General features: G+C 59.5%; 15 protein-coding genes. 7 read left to right on the top strand and 8 right to left on the bottom strand.

The window, feature by feature from the left end; translation table 11 throughout:
* Positions 1-165 precede the first annotated feature (165 nt).
* Entirely contained in the window at positions 166-891 is a 726-nt protein-coding gene (locus ACR0LY_RS10440) for an SDR family NAD(P)-dependent oxidoreductase (protein ID WP_480567140.1), read from the top strand.
* A 3-nt stretch (positions 892-894) separates the two neighbouring features.
* Here the strand turns inward: ACR0LY_RS10440 and ACR0LY_RS10435 are convergent, their stop codons facing one another.
* Both ACR0LY_RS10435 and ACR0LY_RS10430 read right to left on the bottom strand, forming a co-directional pair.
* The gene (locus ACR0LY_RS10435; protein WP_170349689.1) at positions 895-2,547 is read right to left on the bottom strand and encodes a DUF6504 family protein; all 1,653 of its coding nucleotides are present in this window, start codon (positions 2,545-2,547) and stop codon (positions 895-897) included.
* Between the two features lie 61 nt (positions 2,548-2,608).
* The gene (locus tag ACR0LY_RS10430; RefSeq protein ID WP_170349690.1) at positions 2,609-2,899 is read right to left on the bottom strand and encodes an I78 family peptidase inhibitor; all 291 of its coding nucleotides are present in this window, start codon (positions 2,897-2,899) and stop codon (positions 2,609-2,611) included.
* 129 nt (positions 2,900-3,028) lie between these two features.
* Here ACR0LY_RS10430 and ACR0LY_RS10425 point away from each other — a divergent pair, with 129 nt between their 5' ends.
* The gene (locus ACR0LY_RS10425; protein WP_170349691.1) at positions 3,029-4,141 is read left to right on the top strand and encodes an S-(hydroxymethyl)glutathione dehydrogenase/class III alcohol dehydrogenase; all 1,113 of its coding nucleotides are present in this window, start codon (positions 3,029-3,031) and stop codon (positions 4,139-4,141) included.
* A 94-nt stretch (positions 4,142-4,235) separates the two neighbouring features.
* Positions 4,236-4,961 (top strand): NYN domain-containing protein, encoded by a 726-nt coding sequence (locus ACR0LY_RS10420; RefSeq protein ID WP_170349692.1) that lies wholly within the window; start codon positions 4,236-4,238, stop codon positions 4,959-4,961.
* A 41-nt stretch (positions 4,962-5,002) separates the two neighbouring features.
* On the opposite strand, the gene ACR0LY_RS10415 is transcribed toward ACR0LY_RS10420, so the two are convergent.
* The 3 genes from ACR0LY_RS10415 to ACR0LY_RS10405 all read right to left on the bottom strand — a co-directional run bounded on the left by ACR0LY_RS10415 (position 5,003) and on the right by ACR0LY_RS10405 (position 9,467).
* The gene (locus ACR0LY_RS10415; RefSeq protein ID WP_170349693.1) at positions 5,003-5,941 is read right to left on the bottom strand and encodes a DMT family transporter; all 939 of its coding nucleotides are present in this window, start codon (positions 5,939-5,941) and stop codon (positions 5,003-5,005) included.
* A 142-nt stretch (positions 5,942-6,083) separates the two neighbouring features.
* On the bottom strand, positions 6,084-6,482 hold the full coding sequence (locus tag ACR0LY_RS10410; RefSeq protein ID WP_480640872.1) for a group III truncated hemoglobin: 399 nt from the start codon (positions 6,480-6,482) through the stop codon (positions 6,084-6,086).
* Positions 6,483-6,548: 66 nt separating this feature from the next.
* Entirely contained in the window at positions 6,549-9,467 is a 2,919-nt protein-coding gene (locus ACR0LY_RS10405) for an error-prone DNA polymerase (protein ID WP_170349695.1), read from the bottom strand.
* Positions 9,468-9,576: 109 nt separating this feature from the next.
* On the opposite strand from ACR0LY_RS10405, the gene ACR0LY_RS10400 reads away from it, so the two are divergent.
* Positions 9,577-10,041 carry a DUF1203 domain-containing protein gene (locus ACR0LY_RS10400; protein ID WP_170349696.1) on the top strand — a complete coding sequence of 155 codons (465 nt, stop codon included), beginning with the start codon at positions 9,577-9,579 and terminating at the stop codon, positions 10,039-10,041.
* Here the strand turns inward: ACR0LY_RS10400 and ACR0LY_RS10395 are convergent.
* Positions 10,038-11,030, bottom strand: coding sequence for an ABC transporter ATP-binding protein (locus ACR0LY_RS10395; protein ID WP_170349849.1), 993 nt, complete (start codon positions 11,028-11,030; stop codon positions 10,038-10,040). The genes ACR0LY_RS10400 and ACR0LY_RS10395 overlap by 4 nt on opposite strands.
* Positions 11,031-11,117: 87 nt before the next feature.
* Here ACR0LY_RS10395 and ACR0LY_RS10390 point away from each other — a divergent pair, with 87 nt between their 5' ends.
* From ACR0LY_RS10390 to polA, 3 genes are all read left to right on the top strand, one after another.
* Complete coding sequence (locus tag ACR0LY_RS10390; RefSeq protein WP_170349697.1) at positions 11,118-11,297, top strand: zinc-finger domain-containing protein; 180 nt, start codon at positions 11,118-11,120, stop codon at positions 11,295-11,297.
* A 34-nt stretch (positions 11,298-11,331) separates the two neighbouring features.
* Positions 11,332-11,994, top strand: coding sequence for a YrbL family protein (locus ACR0LY_RS10385; protein ID WP_170349698.1), 663 nt, complete (start codon positions 11,332-11,334; stop codon positions 11,992-11,994).
* A gap of 90 nt (positions 11,995-12,084) precedes the next feature.
* Positions 12,085-14,883: a DNA polymerase I gene (gene polA, locus ACR0LY_RS10380; RefSeq protein WP_480567137.1), complete on the top strand. Its 2,799-nt coding sequence runs from the start codon at positions 12,085-12,087 to the stop codon at positions 14,881-14,883.
* A 58-nt stretch (positions 14,884-14,941) separates the two neighbouring features.
* Here polA and ACR0LY_RS10375 read toward each other — a convergent pair whose 3' ends face one another.
* Positions 14,942-15,172 (bottom strand): DUF2798 domain-containing protein, encoded by a 231-nt coding sequence (locus ACR0LY_RS10375; RefSeq protein ID WP_170349700.1) that lies wholly within the window; start codon positions 15,170-15,172, stop codon positions 14,942-14,944.
* Positions 15,173-15,234: 62 nt separating this feature from the next.
* The gene (locus ACR0LY_RS10370) at positions 15,235-15,990 is read right to left on the bottom strand and encodes a hydroxypyruvate isomerase family protein (protein ID WP_170349701.1); all 756 of its coding nucleotides are present in this window, start codon (positions 15,988-15,990) and stop codon (positions 15,235-15,237) included.
* Between the last annotated feature and the right edge of the window lie 96 nt (positions 15,991-16,086).

Raw genomic sequence — 16,086 nt, 5'->3', positions numbered from 1 at the left:
CCATCCTCTTTGTGCGACATTTTACAATAGGATACGCAGGAAATGCCGGGGTGGATCAATCGGATTAGAAGTTTTTCGCAAAAGCACTATGTTCTGACGTCTGGAGTTTGATCCAGTGCGTCGCTCTGGCCGTAAAATCATAGACACAACTGTATTGGCCAGGGCATGAGCAGCTTTGTAGGAAAAACCTATTGGATCGTTGGCGCCAGCGAAGGGCTGGGCCGGGCTTTGGCCGAGGAGCTGAGCCGTCAGGGCGCACATCTGATCCTGTCTGCCCGCAATACCGAGCGTCTGACCGAGATTTGTTCTGCCCTGCCAAATGCGCAAGCTGTTCCGTGCGACGTGACAGATCTGGACGCTGTACGTCGTGCCGCGGTCGAGGCGGGAGAGGTGGACGGATTGGTCTATAACGCCGGAGCTTATGAACCGATGCGCTCTGCCGATTGGAATTCCGAGGCCGTGCTGGCGATGACGGATGTGAATTACACGGGTGCCCTGCGGGTTCTGGGTGAGGTTGTACGCAGGTTCGTACGCAGGGGTCGGGGGGATATCACGCTGATCGGGTCTTTGTCGGGGTATCGAGGGTTACCCGCGGCGGTGGGGTACGCGGCCAGCAAGGCAGCACTTGTTTCGTTGGCCGAGACCATGCGGTTCGACCTGGCGGGCACAGGGGTGACGGTGCGCATCGTCAATCCGGGCTTTATCAAGACCCGTCTGACCGAGAAGAACACTTTCAAGATGCCGATGCTGATGACGCCCGAGGATGCAGCGGACCGGGTGGTCAAAGCGATGTCACGTCGCCGATTCCGTACGGATTTTCCAGCACCATTTTCCTGGCTGGTGCGTCTGATCGACTATCTGCCTGATTGGCTGATTTATCGCGGAAAATAGACTCTAACAAAACTGTCCCTGGCAAAACCATCCTGCCGACATGGTACCGCCATGGCCATAAAACAGCCACAGTCGCTCGCCCTGTTCGGTTACCACCACCCAGTAATCGCGCACGCCGCTGCGCCAGTTGGGATCGTCCAGCCACCATTCCGGCGCAATGCGTTCCGGGCCCGTGGCCTGCGCCAGTTGCCAGTCGCGCCCACGCCAGCGAAAGGCGCTGGGCACGTCCGGGGTTTCCGGCGCCATCACCGGTTCGGGTTGCCACATCTGCAAGGGGCGGGGACGCGGAGGGGCAGGCCAGTCATGCGCCGGTTCCGACCAGGCTGCGGCCAGCGTCTGCGCCGTCTTCTCGGGGATATGTGAGGCCGCCGGGTGCCGCCGCGTGATCGCCTCCAGCCCCACGCGTGCGCCCAGCTTACCGATCAGGTCGTCGACGGCGGTGTTGCCCTCAAGCCGATCCCGCACGGCGCGGCGGGCCTCGGCATGGCCCGCCATGGTGCGGGCGTGGATAGGCTCGGTCTGGACTGCCACAAGCCGCAGCATGTCGATGCCATAACCCGCATCAATCTTGTCGATTTTCATCTCTAACAAAGGGCGAATACGATATTTGTCAAAGGTCGGACGGGCGAGACCGACTTCGACAATCTCAGCGGCCTGATCGGCGCGATGTGCCTCAAGCCGCAGGGTGCGAACGCCGCGGCCTTTCTCCTCCAGTTTTGCGCAGAGCGTGGGCAGTATCCGATCAATGGCGGCCATGACGTCTTCGATCAGACCGATTGGGTTGGGCAGGGTCATCCGCACCGCAAAGCGATGCGGCGGACGGGCGGGCGAGACCGGTTCGGGCGCGCTGCCCATGGCCTGATCCAGCCGCAGCACCAGACCCCGCCCGAACCGCCGCGCCAAACTGGCACGCGGCTGGCCCAACAGATCGCCGATCCGGCGCAGGCCCAGCCGGTTCAACTGCGCCGCGGTCTGATCCTCCAACCGCAGCGCCGCGATGGGCAGGGGGCTGAGCGCGCCATAGGATTGTCCCGGCGCTGCAATCCGCGCGCCACCACCCAAGGCCATCACCTGCGGCGCGGCGCCACCTTTGGTCCAGTGCCGCCGTTTGGTGGCGCGGGCACGGGTGGCACGGGCCTCTTGGCTGATGGCGTCGCCGTTGCGGTCGGATGTGGCCTCTTGTCCGGCGTATCGCGCCAACGCCCAGGCCGCGCCCAGCGTGTCGGCGATGCCCATCTGTACGCTCAGGCCCATATCGGCGCAGTCGACCTCAAGTACGCTCAGCAACGCCTCTTCGCCGCCGAACAGATGGGCGCAGCCCGACAGGTCGACAATCAGCCCGTCCGGTGATTCTTCGGCTACCCAGGGGCTGAATTTGCCTGCCCAGCGGCGCAAAGCGGTTAGAAACGCGGTCTCGGCGGGGGTATTGCGAGGGCGCGTCACAAGATTCGCGCACATGGCATGGGCATCGCGCACCGGCTGACCCACGCGCAACCCGGCGGCCTGAGCCTGTGCATTCAGCGAGGTGACAACCTGCATGTTCGCCTGCTCGGCCACCACGGCCAAAGGCCCATCCTGCAGGCCCCGCGCAGCGCGGACCAGCCGTTCAGCCCCCAGACGGGGAAACCAGAGTGAGAGTATTCGTCGTTTGGGCATCGGCAGACATCAAAATGTTCCCATTTTGTTCTTACCGTAGAATCATACCCCGAGTCCACGCCTACCCGCAGGTCAGACGCTGAATGATCCCGGCGTCATTGACGAACACGTTCAACCGGTCGATGCGGTAATCCTGCGTGGCCAAATCATCCGGCCCTAACACACGCGCGCGTTCAGGCAGCTGGCCCTGAATGGTCGAAACCGGCTGACCAATGGAATCGCCAAAGGGTTCACCCTCGCAAAAGGCCAGATCGACCGGTGCGGCTTCGGGTGCAAGGCGGGCGTCTTCCGGTGCGGGTGGCGTTTCGGCACAAGCGGCCAGCAAGATCAAAATCGGAATAAATCGGCGCATTGGCGTTCCTCTTTGCGGCAATGTCGTTTCTGCAATATCAAATCATTAGCCGATCTGTCACCAAAGCGCAGTTGAAAACCCTCTGCGATTGACGCAGGGTCGGGGCAAAGAAGACAGGGAGACAACGATATGCGTACCCGTGCCGCCGTCGCCGTTCAGGCCGGCAAACCCTTGGAAGTGATGGAAGTAAACCTCGAAGGCCCCAAAGCGGGCGAGGTTCTGGTGGAAATCAAGGCCACCGGCATTTGCCACACCGATGAATTCACCCTGTCGGGTGCTGACCCCGAAGGGTTGTTCCCCGCCATTCTGGGCCACGAAGGCGCGGGCGTGGTGGTCGAGGTCGGCCCGGGAGTGACCAGCCTGAAGCCGGGCGATCACGTGATCCCGCTCTACACCCCGGAATGTCGCGAATGCGAATATTGTCTGCACCCCAAGACTAACCTGTGTCAGGCGATCCGCGAAACCCAAGGTAAGGGCCTCATGCCCGATGGCACCTCGCGCTTTTCGACGCTGGATGGCGATCCGATCCTGCACTACATGGGTTGCTCGACCTTCGCTAACCACACGGTCCTGCCCGAGATTGCGCTGGCCAAGGTGCGTGAGGACGCTCCGTTCGACAAGATCTGTTACATCGGCTGCGGCGTGACGACCGGTATTGGCGCGGTGATCAACACCGCCAAGGTCGAGATTGGTAGCCGCGCCATCGTGTTCGGTCTGGGCGGTATCGGCCTGAACGTGATCCAGGGCCTGCGTCTGGCCGGAGCTGACCAGATCGTTGGCGTTGACCTGAACCCGTCCAAGGTGGAAATGGCCACCAAGTTTGGCATGACCGATTTCGTGAACCCCAAAGAGGTCGAGGGCGATCTGGTCTCCTATCTGGTCAACCTGACAAAGGGCGGTGCGGATTATACATTCGACGCCACCGGTAATGTCGGTGTGATGCGTGACGCGCTGGAATCGGCGCATAAGGGCTGGGGAGAATCGATCATTATCGGCGTAGCGCCTGCTGGTGCCGAAATCTCGACCCGCCCCTTCCAGCTGGTCACAGGCCGGTCGTGGCGCGGCACCGCCTTTGGCGGTGCGCGGGGCCGGACCGATGTGCCCAAGATCGTTGATTGGTACATGGACGGGAAGATCGAGATTGACCCGATGATTACCCACACCATGGGTCTGGACGACATCAATCACGGCTTTGACCTGATGCATAAAGGTGAGAGCATCCGGTCGGTGGTTGTTTACTGATAAAACTTGAAAAATCTGAAAGGGTGGGCTTTTGCCCGCCCTTTTTGTCATTACATTCCATGTTACGAATAAAATTTATAGTTGAGGGATTGAGGTGACAACAGGAAGGACAGACCGCCTTGCGGTTCTGATTGATGCGGACAACGTGCCCGCAAAACATGCCGAAGAGATTTTTGAAGAAATAGCTACTTTAGGCGAAGCTGGCCTGAGGCGCATTTACGGTGATTTCTCGAACGGGTCGCCACAAGGTTGGGACGCTAAGTCATTGGCCAAATACGCCATTGTTCCCCACCAACAATTTGCCAATACATCCGGCAAAAACTCCAGCGATATCGCGTTGGTGATTGATGCCATGGACATTCTGCACTCGGAACGGTTTGGTGGGTTTGTTCTGGTGTCGTCTGACAGCGACTTCACCCGACTTGCTAGTCGGATCCGGGAACAGGGATTGGATGTTTTTGGTATTGGAGAACGTAAGGCACCCAAAGCCTTTGTCACAGCGTGCAATAGATTTATTTACGTTGAGAATATCGAAAAAACTGCATCAGTCAGCCAGCCGGCTGAGACTGCGGCCCCCCAAAAAACAAAATATGATCTGAACCATGCCTTCCAGTTGATTCACAATGTGGTTCGGAACACAGATGAGCCAGACGGATGGGTTAGGCTTGGGCTCGTTGGCAGCCAACTCAGCAAAATCTACGCGGATTTCGATTCCCGTACTTACGGTTACAAGAGGTTGAGCGATTTGGTGCGTGCGACCGGAAAATTTGAAGAAAAAGGGGCGAACGGCCACTTTATGATCAGGCATAAGGACAGCTGAAAAAGGCTGTCAGAGATCCCTGAATTTGCGTGTTTTTGCCCTTACTCCCCCGGCCGTGACGCCCCGGTATCTGACCGCGGTGACCGTACCCGCAGAACAGGGGTGTTGGCCGAGGTGGTGTTGGTGCGGCTTTCGCGCCAGACTACATAGACACCGGACGCGATGATGACGCTTGCGCCAACCGCCACCCAGATGTCCGGGCGTTCACCAAAGAAAACCATGCCAAAAATCGTGGCCCAGATGATCTGGCTGTACTGGCTGGGGGCAATAACGCCCGCAGGCGCGGCGCGATAGGCGAGAATGATCAGGTGCTGGGCGATCACCGAGAACACGCCGACCAGCGCCATCATTGCCAGATGCAGCAGCGAGGGCGGCAGATACACGGCGGGTTGGGCAAGGCTCATCGCTACAATGGCCAGCAGCATCGGATATAGGATCAATACGGCCGAGCGTTCCTCATTCCCGATCTTGCGCACCAGAACGGACGCAAAGGCACTGCAGAACGCGGCCGTCAGGGCCGCGAGATGGCCCAGGGTGATATCCGTGGCACCGGGGCGCAAGACGATCAGGACACCGATCAGACCAACACCAACGGCGGCCCAGCGTTGGGCGCGCACGACCTCTCCCAATATCGGAATCGACAGGACGGTGACGATCAGCGGGAAGGAAAACAGCAGCGAGTAGACCTCAGCCAGCGGCAGAACCGAAAAGGAATAGAAAGCACAGACCATGGACGAAACCATCAAGGCTGAGCGAAGCAGTACCAGCCAAGGGTGATGGGGCAGGAAGTTCCCGGTTGTCCGGTCGGTCAGGATTGTCACCGCCATCGGCACGAAGGAAAACAGCGTGGCGAAAAAGATGATCTGCATCACCGAATAGGTCCCGCCCAGCACTTTGATCAGTGCGTCATGACTCGCAAAAACTGCAAAGCCCGCAAACGCATAGCCAAGACCCCGGAGGGTGGTGTTTTGAGTGCTCATGAGTCTGGCCTCGGGTGATGTGCGGTGTTTAGGGCGGCACGGAGTGATCTCGGGCTGTCTATTCGCGCTGCATAAACCCATTTTGCAGAGTCTGATAGCCCCTATTTTACCGCTAACATGTCAAAGCCGGTATGATATCCGATCATCGCAGGATCGGTGGCGCGTCCTTAGGCTGACGGGCAGACTGAACACCCGCTTTCATCCCCACACCGATACGACGCGCCAAGGCGACCCAGGGAATGGCGGTTTCCGGTGGCAGCATCCGGGTGGCGACCTCTTCGAACAGATCCAGCCAATGGGCGAAGAATTCGGGTTTTACATCGGGCCGCTCGATATGAACCCGCTGTGGATTGCCGTCATAGCTACGCTCGAACAGGATGGCGTTGCGCCAGAAGGCGGCAATTTTTTCCTCATGCGCGGGCCAGTCATCGACATGTCGGTCGAAGATTGGCCCCAGCACTTTGTCTTCCCGGACGCGAGCATAGAAGGCGCTGACCTGCGCGTTGATTTGCTCGGGCGTCGCGGGGAATCGCGGGGGCATGGTTGGTCTGGACATGCGTGATCTCGGGGTTTCGATTCTGTTCGCGGTCAATAGCCGGTTCAGGGGTTACGCTACAGGGGTGGTTTTGTCGCGCTGGTCCGGTGTCAGAATATGCCGCAGCAGGGCCACCGGATGCGCCTTGAGGCTGAGACGGGTGGCCACATAATCCTCGACCACCTGTTCGCCCAGCGTCATCTGGGGCAGATAGGCTTCGGGCTCGTCCAGCGCCTCGCCTTCCAGATTCTGTGAGAACAGCGGTAGAGGTTTGGCGGTGGCAATCGCCTTGGCTTGCCACAGCGCCTCGCGCCGGGTCAGGTCGCAGGCGGCGAAGGCATCGGCTTCGGCCAGCCGTTCGATCACCGACGGCCCCAGCCCGGCACGACGCCAAACATCGTCGACCTGGGTGTAGCCGTTGCCGCGCGCGGCGGTCAGCCAACTGGCGTCTTCCTCGCTGAGGCCTTTGATCTGGCGAAACCCCAGCCGCAGGGCCAGCCCGCCATGACCGTCGGGTTCCATCACATTGTCCCAGAAACTGGCATTGATGCAGACCGGGCGCACCTGAACCCCATGTTCGCGTGCATCCCGCACGATCTGAGCAGGCGCATAGAACCCCATCGGTTGCGAGTTCAGCAGCGCGCACGCGAAAATCCCCGGGTGATGGCATTTGATCCAGGCCGAGGCATAGACCAACAGCGCAAAGCTGGCCGCGTGGCTTTCGGGAAAACCGTAAGAGCCGAAGCCTTCGATCTGAGAAAAACAGCGCTCGGCAAAGTCGTCGTCATAGCTGTTGCGCTTCATGCCGCGCAGGAACAGCGCACGGAATTCGCTGACATTGCCATGTTTCTTGAAGGTTGCCAGCGACCGGCGCAGGCGGTCGGCCTGTTCCGGGGTAAACCCGGCACCGACAATGGCGATCTGCATTGCCTGTTCCTGAAACAACGGAACGCCCAGCGTTTTCCCCAGCACCTCGCCCAACGCGTCCGAGGGGAAGCTGACCTCCTCTTCTCCGTTGCGGCGGCGGATATAGGGGTGGACCATGTCGCCTTGGATGGGGCCGGGGCGGATGATGGCGACCTCGATCACCAGATCATAGAAATTGCGGGGCCGCATCCGGGGCAGAAAGTTCATCTGCGCACGTGATTCTACCTGAAACACGCCGATACTGTCTGCCTTGCACAGCATGTCATAAACCATTGGGTCCTCGGGCGGCAGGGTGGCCAGCGTATAGCTGGTCTGGTGGTGTTGGCCGATCAGGTCGAACGCCTTGCGGATGCAGGTGAGCATTCCGAGGCTGAGGACATCGACCTTGAGGATACCCAGAGAGTCGATGTCGTCCTTATCCCAGCAGATGACCGTGCGGTCCTCCATCGTGGCGTTTTCGATGGGGACCAGCTCGTCCAAACGCCCCTCGGTGATGATGAAACCGCCGACATGTTGCGAAAGGTGGCGGGGAAAGCCGTTGATCTCATAGACCAGCATTAGAGTCTGTTTTAGGCGGCGATCCTCGGGGTCGAGACCGATTTCGCGCATGCGTTCAGCCTCGAGCCCGGCGGCAGAGAAAAAGCCCCAGAGTTGTGAGGATAAGGCTGAAATGGTGTCTTCTGTCAGGCCCATCGCCCGTCCGACCTCACGAATGGCGCGTTTGCCGCGATAGTGGATCACGGTGGCGCAGAGACCCGCACGGTGGCGGCCATAGCGGTCGTAGATGTGCTGGATCACCTCTTCACGCCGTTCATGTTCGAAATCGACGTCGATATCGGGGGGCTCATCGCGGGCCTCGGACACGAAGCGTTCAAAGACCATGGTGCCCATCTCGGGGCTGACTTCGGTGATGCCAAGGCAGAAGCAGACCACCGAGTTGGCCGCCGATCCCCGCCCTTGGCACAGGATACCGCGCGAGCGGGCGAAATGGACGATGTCGCGCACGGTCAGGAAATAGGGTTCGTATTTCAGCTTGCCGATCAGGGTCAGTTCATGCGCCAGCATCTTTTGCGCCTTTTCCGACGCGCCCGCCGGATAGCGCCATTTTAAACCCTCATGCGCCAGGCGGTGCAGGCGTTGGGTCGGGGTTTCCTGCTCGCTGCCCTCGCTTGGGTATTCATAGCGCAGCTCGTCCAGAGAAAAGGTTAGCTGTTCGCTGAGTTGATGGGCGCGGGTGACCGCGCCTTCGTGGCCTTTGAATATCCGCAGCATCTCGGCCTCAGACCGCAGGCGCTGTTCCCCGTTGGCCAGCGCCTCGCGACCGAGCTCATCGACTTTGCGGCGTAGGCGGATGGCGGTCACCACATCGGCCAGCTTGCGACGGGTGCCGTGATGCATCAGCGGTGTGCCACTGGCTAGGGTGGGAATGCCGAGTTGCTTTGATTCAGTCTCTAATAAAGAGAAATAGACAGTATCTGCGCCATCATACCGGGGGTGCATCAACAGATGCATCCGTCCGGCAAAGCGGCGCGTCAGCTGTTGCGCCTGTGTCCGCCATCCGTTCGCGCCGCCCGGAGACGGTGTCGCCTGTGGCCAGAGCAGCAGGTGGAGACCGTCGGAGAATTCCAACAGGTCGGACAGCTGTAGAATGCAGTCGCCCTTTTCGGCGCGCAGGCGGCCTTTGGACAGGATACGGCACAGGTTGGCCCAGCCCTGCCGGTTCAGGGGTAGGGCGGTGACGGTGGGCGCGTCGGTAAAGATCAGCCGCGCCGCTGGGATCAGGCGCGGCACCGCGTGGATGGGGTAAGAGGGCGGTTTGGGGATGTGATCGGGGCAAGGTGGGCCGATAGAGGTGTTCTGCGCTTCCCACTCCAGCCGTTCACGTACCTTGCGGGCGATTTCGCGCGCTTGGGTATGGGCACGGACGATTCCGGCGACCGAATTGTCATCGGCAATCGCGATGGCCGGTAGGCCAAGGGTGACGGCACGCTCCATATATTCCTCGGGATGTGAAGCCCCGGTGAGAAAGGTGAAATTCGACGTGATCGACAGTTCGGCATACATGGCGATTCTATATTATATTCACGTTTTGTTCTTTTTCGAGTCCTTTGCGCAGGAAACGGGTCGATTGGGATTTTCCGGGTGGGCATGATTGGGCAAAAGGAGACGCAAAATGTTCAAGATCACCGCATTGGCAACCGACGAAGTGCGCGCCCTTCAGGCTGGTCACCCGGATGCTTATGGCGCCACGCCAGAGCGCGCGACATCCACAGGCAAAGGCAATCCATGCCGCCATTGCTTGCAGAATATTCCTGAGGGCGAAGAGATGCTGATATTGGCGCACCGGCCTTTTCTAGAGACACATCCTTACGCGGAAACGGGTCCGATATTTCTATGCGCTGCACAGTGTGAGCGGTACGAGGGGAAAGGGCTGCCAGAAATTCTGACCACGTCACCCGACTATCTGATCAAGGGCTACGGAACCGATGACCGGATCGTCTATGGCACCGGAGCGATCACACCCACAGACCAGATTGCCACTGCCGTCAGGGATATCTTTGCCCGCCCCGACGTGAGCTATATCCACGTCCGATCCGCGCGAAACAATTGCTACCAGGCCCGAATCGACCGGGTCTAAAGCTTGACCCGGTGCAGGCCCCGGCGCGGCTGATCCTGATCGTCCGCCGGGGTTTCATTCGCGCGGGATGAGGTGAGGGCGAGGAAGACATCCTCGAGATCAGCTTCTTCGGTGCGCACGTCGCGGATGCGGATGCCAGCAGCGCGTACGGATTCCAGAACCTGTTCGGCACTGGTCTGGGCGCTGCGATAGCTCAATACCAAGGTGCCATCGTCTCGCAAAGCGGCTTCGACGCCTTCGGTCGTCGGCAAATCGGTCACCGGGCTATCCGGAGCAATCACCATGGTGCGACTGTCCACCCGGCCCAGCAGGTTGGCGGTGCTGTCCTGCGCGATCATTTCGCCGTGGTTGATGATGGCGATCTCGTCACACATTTCCTGTGCTTCTTCCAGGTAATGCGTGGTCAGGATGATGGTCATGCCCTGTTCATTCAGCTTGCGCACATTGGCCCACAGCATCTGACGCAGTTCGATATCCACGCCCGCCGTCGGTTCATCCAGCACAAGGATCTTAGGATGATGCACCAGCGCCTTGGCCAACAGCAGCCGCCGCCGCATCCCGCCCGAGAGGGTTCGCGCATAGGCCTCGGCCTTGTCGCTGAGGCCAACAAGCTCCAGAATCTCATCGCTGCGGCGCTGTGCTTTGGGCACGCCGTAAAGGCCAGCCTGTACCTCAAGCGCACCGCGCGGGGTGAAGAACGGGTCGAGGTTCAGTTCCTGCGGCATCACGCCAATGGAAGCACGGGACTGGCGCGGGCTCTGATCCTGATCGTAGCCCCAGATCGATACATGGCCCGAGGTTTTCACCACCAGCCCGGCCAGGATGTTGATCAGGGTTGATTTTCCGGCCCCGTTCGGCCCCAGCAGGCCAAAGACTGACCCCCGTGGAACGGTCAGGTCGATGCCTTTCAATGCGCTCTTCTCGGGCTGGCCCTTGCCGCCACGATAGGTTTTGCGCAGCCCTTCGATCCTGATTGCCGCATCGGCCATGTGACCCTTGCCCCCGGTTTGCTCATCGCTCATAAACGCACCTAATGCATGCCCGCGAGGCCGACAACCGAAGAAGGATCGCCAGCCGTGACAATCGAAGCGCCGGAAACCAAGATCGTCGAAACCGCCCGTGTCGCCTGTGACGGCGGCGAAGGCGCATTGGGCCATCCGCGCGTCTGGCTGCAAATCCCCGAGGATATTGGTTGGGTCGAGTGTCCGTACTGTGATTGCAAATTTGTGCTGTCCGGCAGCCAGGCACAAAGCTGACAGAGTGGCAGGTGCCGCGCGAAACGGAGGCCGGATGCCATATGCAGTGCAGCTTTTGCGGCTATCGGATCAGGAGCCACTGGCAAAAGGCGGCCACAGAAATGTGTATGCCTACCCGGATCAGCCCGCGCTTTTGATCAAGGTGACACGGCCCCGTACACGCCGGAACCGCTCGTTCTCTAAACGGTTGGTGCGGCGGATATTGCCGGACACCGCCTTTCGCAACGCTTTGAAAGAGATCGAATGTGAGATGAAAGCCGCGCTGAAAAGCGGTGAGGAAATCGCGCAGCTGCCATTGGCGCGGTCGTTCGGCGTTGTGCAGACAGATGTCGGGCCGGGGGTTGTGGTTGAACGGATTCAATCCAGCGATGGCCAGCTTGCGAACCATCTTTTGTCGATGTGCCGACAGCAGGGGCTGAGCGATCAGATGCTGGGTGACCTCAACCGTTTTGTGGAAAAGTTGTTCGAACTGCAGATTGTGGGCCGTGACATCCACGCGGAAAACATCGTCTACGGGTTGCGCGGTCAGACCCGGATGTTTCTTCTGATCGATGGGTATGGTGAGCGTAACCTTGTTCCCCTGCGGTCACTGAGCCGTCGTTTGAATGATCGGTCCCTAAACAAGCAGTTGCAGCAAATCGCAGATCGTACAGGGCTGGTCTGGGATAAGGCGCGCAGGGTATTCAACCTCGGCTAAGCAAGCGGATCCGCAGTTTGTTTGTCTTCTGCGCTGGTCACCTGCACAACCCTGTGGCAGAACCGTTCCCAACCAGAACGGAGCGCGTACATGAGCAATTTCGGAAAAGGATGTCACCTGCATCTGATCGACGGATCGGCTTTTATTTTTCGGGCCTATCACGCGCTGCCCCCATTGACGCGGAAATCCGACGGGTTGCCGATTGGCGCTGTGTCTGGGTTCTGCAACATGCTGCAGAAATATGTCGAAGGAAACGCCGGGCCGGACGCGCCGACCCATGTGGCCGTGATTTTCGACAAGGGATCGCACACCTTCCGCAATGACCTGTATGACCAGTACAAGGCCAACCGCGAGGCGATGCCCGAAGATCTGCGCCCGCAGATGCCGCTGACGCGCGAGGCGACGCAGGCGTTCAACATCGCTTGCAAAGAGTTAGAGGGCTATGAAGCCGACGACATCATCGCGACCCTCGCCGTGCAGGCGCGCGATGCCGGCGGACGGGTGACAATCGTTAGCTCGGACAAGGATCTGATGCAGTTGGTCGGCGGCGGCGTGGAAATGCTGGACGCGATGAAGAACAAGCGCATCGACCGCGATGGGGTGTTCGAAAAGTTCGGTGTTGGGCCGGAACGGGTGGTCGACGTACAGGCGCTGGCAGGTGACAGCGTCGATAACGTGCCGGGCGCGCCTGGGATCGGGATCAAGACGGCGGCCTTGCTGATCAACGAATATGGCGATCTGGAAACCCTGTTGGACCGTGCCGAAGAGATCAAACAGCCTAAGCGCCGTCAGACGCTGATCGAAAAGCGCGATCAGATCGAGCTGTCGAAAAAGTTGGTGCAGTTGGACGAACAGACGCCGCTGGATTTCACCCTTGATGATCTTGAGGTGAAAGACCCCGAACCGGACACTCTGCTGGGTTTTCTGGCCGAGATGGAGTTCCGCACCCTGACCAAGCGCATCGCCGACAAGTTGGGGGCCGAGGCCCCGGTAATCGCTGATGCGCCCGCACCTGCGGTCGAAGAGGCCGAGGCTGAGGCCGTCCCCTTTGATGCGTCGAAATACGAATGCGTACGCGATGCCGGGGCGCTGCAAAAGTGGATTGATCAGGCATATGAGCGTGGCTGGGTCGCGGTCGATACCGAAACCACCGGGCTGAATGAAATGATCGCTGAGTTGGTGGGTATCTCACTGTGCGTTGAGGCGGGTGAAGCTTGCTATGTGCCGCTGATTCATCGCGAAAGTGCAACGGATGATCTGTTCGGATCGGATGCGCTGGCCGATGGGCAAATGCCGCTAGATGAGGCTCTGACCCTGCTGAAACCGATGTTTGAGGATCCATCGATCCTGAAAATCGGCCAGAACATGAAATACGACGCCAAGATATTCAAACGGTATGGCGTCGACGTGGCGCCGATCGATGACACCATGTTGATGTCCTATGCGATGCATGGGGGCGAGCACGGACATGGTATGGATACCCTGTCCGAACGGTATCTGAACCACACGCCGATCCCGATCAAACCGCTGTTGGGCTCGGGCAAGTCGGCGATCACCTTCGACAAGGTTCCGATTGATGAAGCTACGGCTTACGCTGCCGAGGATGCGGATATCACTCTGCGCCTGTGGAAACTGTTCAAGCCGCAACTGCATCAGGTGCAGGTGACCACAGTATATGAGACGCTCGAACGCCCTCTGGTGCCGGTTTTGGCAGAGATGGAGATGCACGGCATTAAGGTCGACCGCGACGTCCTGAGCCGCATGTCGAACGCGTTTGCGCAGAAAATGGCGGGATTAGAGGCTGAAATCCATGAGCTGACGGGAGAGAGCTTCAATGTCGGCTCACCCGCGCAGCTGGGTGAGATTCTGTTCGACAAGATGGGTCTGGAAGGCGGCAAAAAGGGCAAGACCGGTAAATATTCGACCGGGGCGGATATCTTGGAAGATCTGGCAACCGAGCATGAGTTGCCGCGCCGGGTGTTGGATTGGCGGCAGCTGTCCAAATTGAAATCGACCTACACCGACGCGCTGCAGACCCATATCAATCCGGATACGGGCCGGGTGCATACTTCTTATTCGATCACTGGGGCGAACACGGGGCGTTTGGCCTCGACCGATCCCAACCTGCAAAACATCCCGGTGCGCACGGAAGAAGGGCGGCGCATACGCGAGGCGTTCATTGCCGAGCCGGGCAATGTGCTGGTCAGTCTCGACTATAGCCAGATCGAATTGCGGATTCTGGCGCATATCGCCGATATTTCGGCTCTGAAACAAGCGTTTTCAGATGGTTTGGACATTCACGCCATGACCGCGTCCGAGATGTTTGATGTGCCGCTGGACGAGATGACGCCGGATATCCGCCGTCAGGCCAAGGCGATCAACTTTGGTGTGATCTATGGCATCTCGGGTTTTGGACTGGCGCGCAACCTGCGCATCCCACGAGCCGAGGCGCAGGGTTTCATCGACCGTTATTTCGAGCGGTTCCCCGGTATTCGCCGCTACATGGACGACACCGTCGCCTTTGCCAAAGAGCATGGTTACGTGCAGACGCTGTTTGGGCGCAAAATCCATACGCCCGAAATCAATGCCAAGGGCCCACATGCTGGGTTCTCGCGCCGGGCGGCGATCAATGCCCCAATTCAGGGCACAGCAGCGGATGTGATCCGGCGCGCGATGGTTCGAATGCCGGATGCGATCAATGGGTTACCCGCAAAAATGCTGTTGCAGGTGCATGACGAATTGCTGTTCGAAGTGGCTGAGGACTCTGTGGACCAGCTGGTAGACGTGGCGCGCGACGTGATGGAAGGCGCCTCGGATCCGGCGGTAAAGTTGGACGTGAAGCTGAGCGTGGACGCGGGGCAAGGGGCCAACTGGGCCGAGGCGCACTAGCTGCTAAAAACAAGGGCGGCGCAGTTCATCAGGCACGGCGGGCCCTCTTCACAGCGGGTCAGTCCTGTGGCCTGACCAGGCGGTTGACCAACCGTTGCACGGATGGGCCAAGCAGCAGGATGACGGTGAAGGCGATGGGCCAGCAAAAGGCCCAGGACGCTATCCAGTCGCTGACGGTGTTAGGGCCAAACCCGATGGCTTTTACCGTCGCGATCCCGGTCACCAGGCAGGACATGAGGCCCGACATGATCAGGCTGAACAAGGCGCGGGAAAAGCGGGCGGGGATCATTGCGGGCATCCTGATGGTCTTGTTTCCCCTGATGTGCTGTATTTTCCGTCAAAACGCCAGAGCTAGCCCCGCATCCAGTCAAGGCTGTCCGTTGTTCGTGACGTGGAGGCAATATATTCGGCGCTGACCCAGCCGGAATAATCCGTTGCGTCCATCGCTGCGAACAGACGTTGGAAATCTGTCGGTCCGCGCCCCGGTTCACAGCGGTCGGGGGCGGCGCCGATCTGGGCGTGAACGATCCGCGGGTGAAAGCGATTCCAGACAGTTTCCGCGTCATCGTGGATCATATGAGCATGAAAGCTGTCATATTGCAGGCCGACATTGGGGCGGTTCACATGGTCCAGCACCTGCATTGCCAGATCGTAATCGTTCAGAAAGTACCCGGGCTGGGAAACCGGATTCAGCGGTTCGATCGTGAACTGCTGTTGCGGGGCGAAATCGGCGGCCCATTGCAGGTTGCGCACGAAACAGTCCTGCGCGTCCGAACCCGTGGCATACCCCGACATGATGTGGATCAGCCCTGGTCGCAGGATCTCGGCATAGCGCAAGACACGGCGGATATCGGATTGAAACCGCGCCACGCCACCCGGAACTGCGGCATAGCCGGGCTCACCCCCGGTGTAATTGGGCGGCGGCGCGTTGATCAGAACAAGTTCCAGTCCATTTGCCAGCAGCGCGCGGCGCGTTTCCTTTGCAGCCAGTTCATAAGGAAACAGAATTTCGACCGCTTTGAATCCGGCGTCGGCCGCCGCCTGGAAACGCTCCAGATACGGAAGCTCAGCAAAGAGCAGTGAGATATTGGCGGCAAATTTGGGCATGGGCGGTCTCGGGCAGCTGTTGGCCGGACCTTAACGGGACGGCGATTTTTGGGGAAGGGGATCAAAAACGACAGATTGTCGAAAATCGGCCAGATC

The sequence above is a fragment of the Ruegeria sp. BC5 genome, from assembly GCF_056539205.1.
The sequence above is the reverse complement of the archived record's forward strand: the minus strand, read 5'-3'. Positions and strand labels throughout refer to the sequence as shown.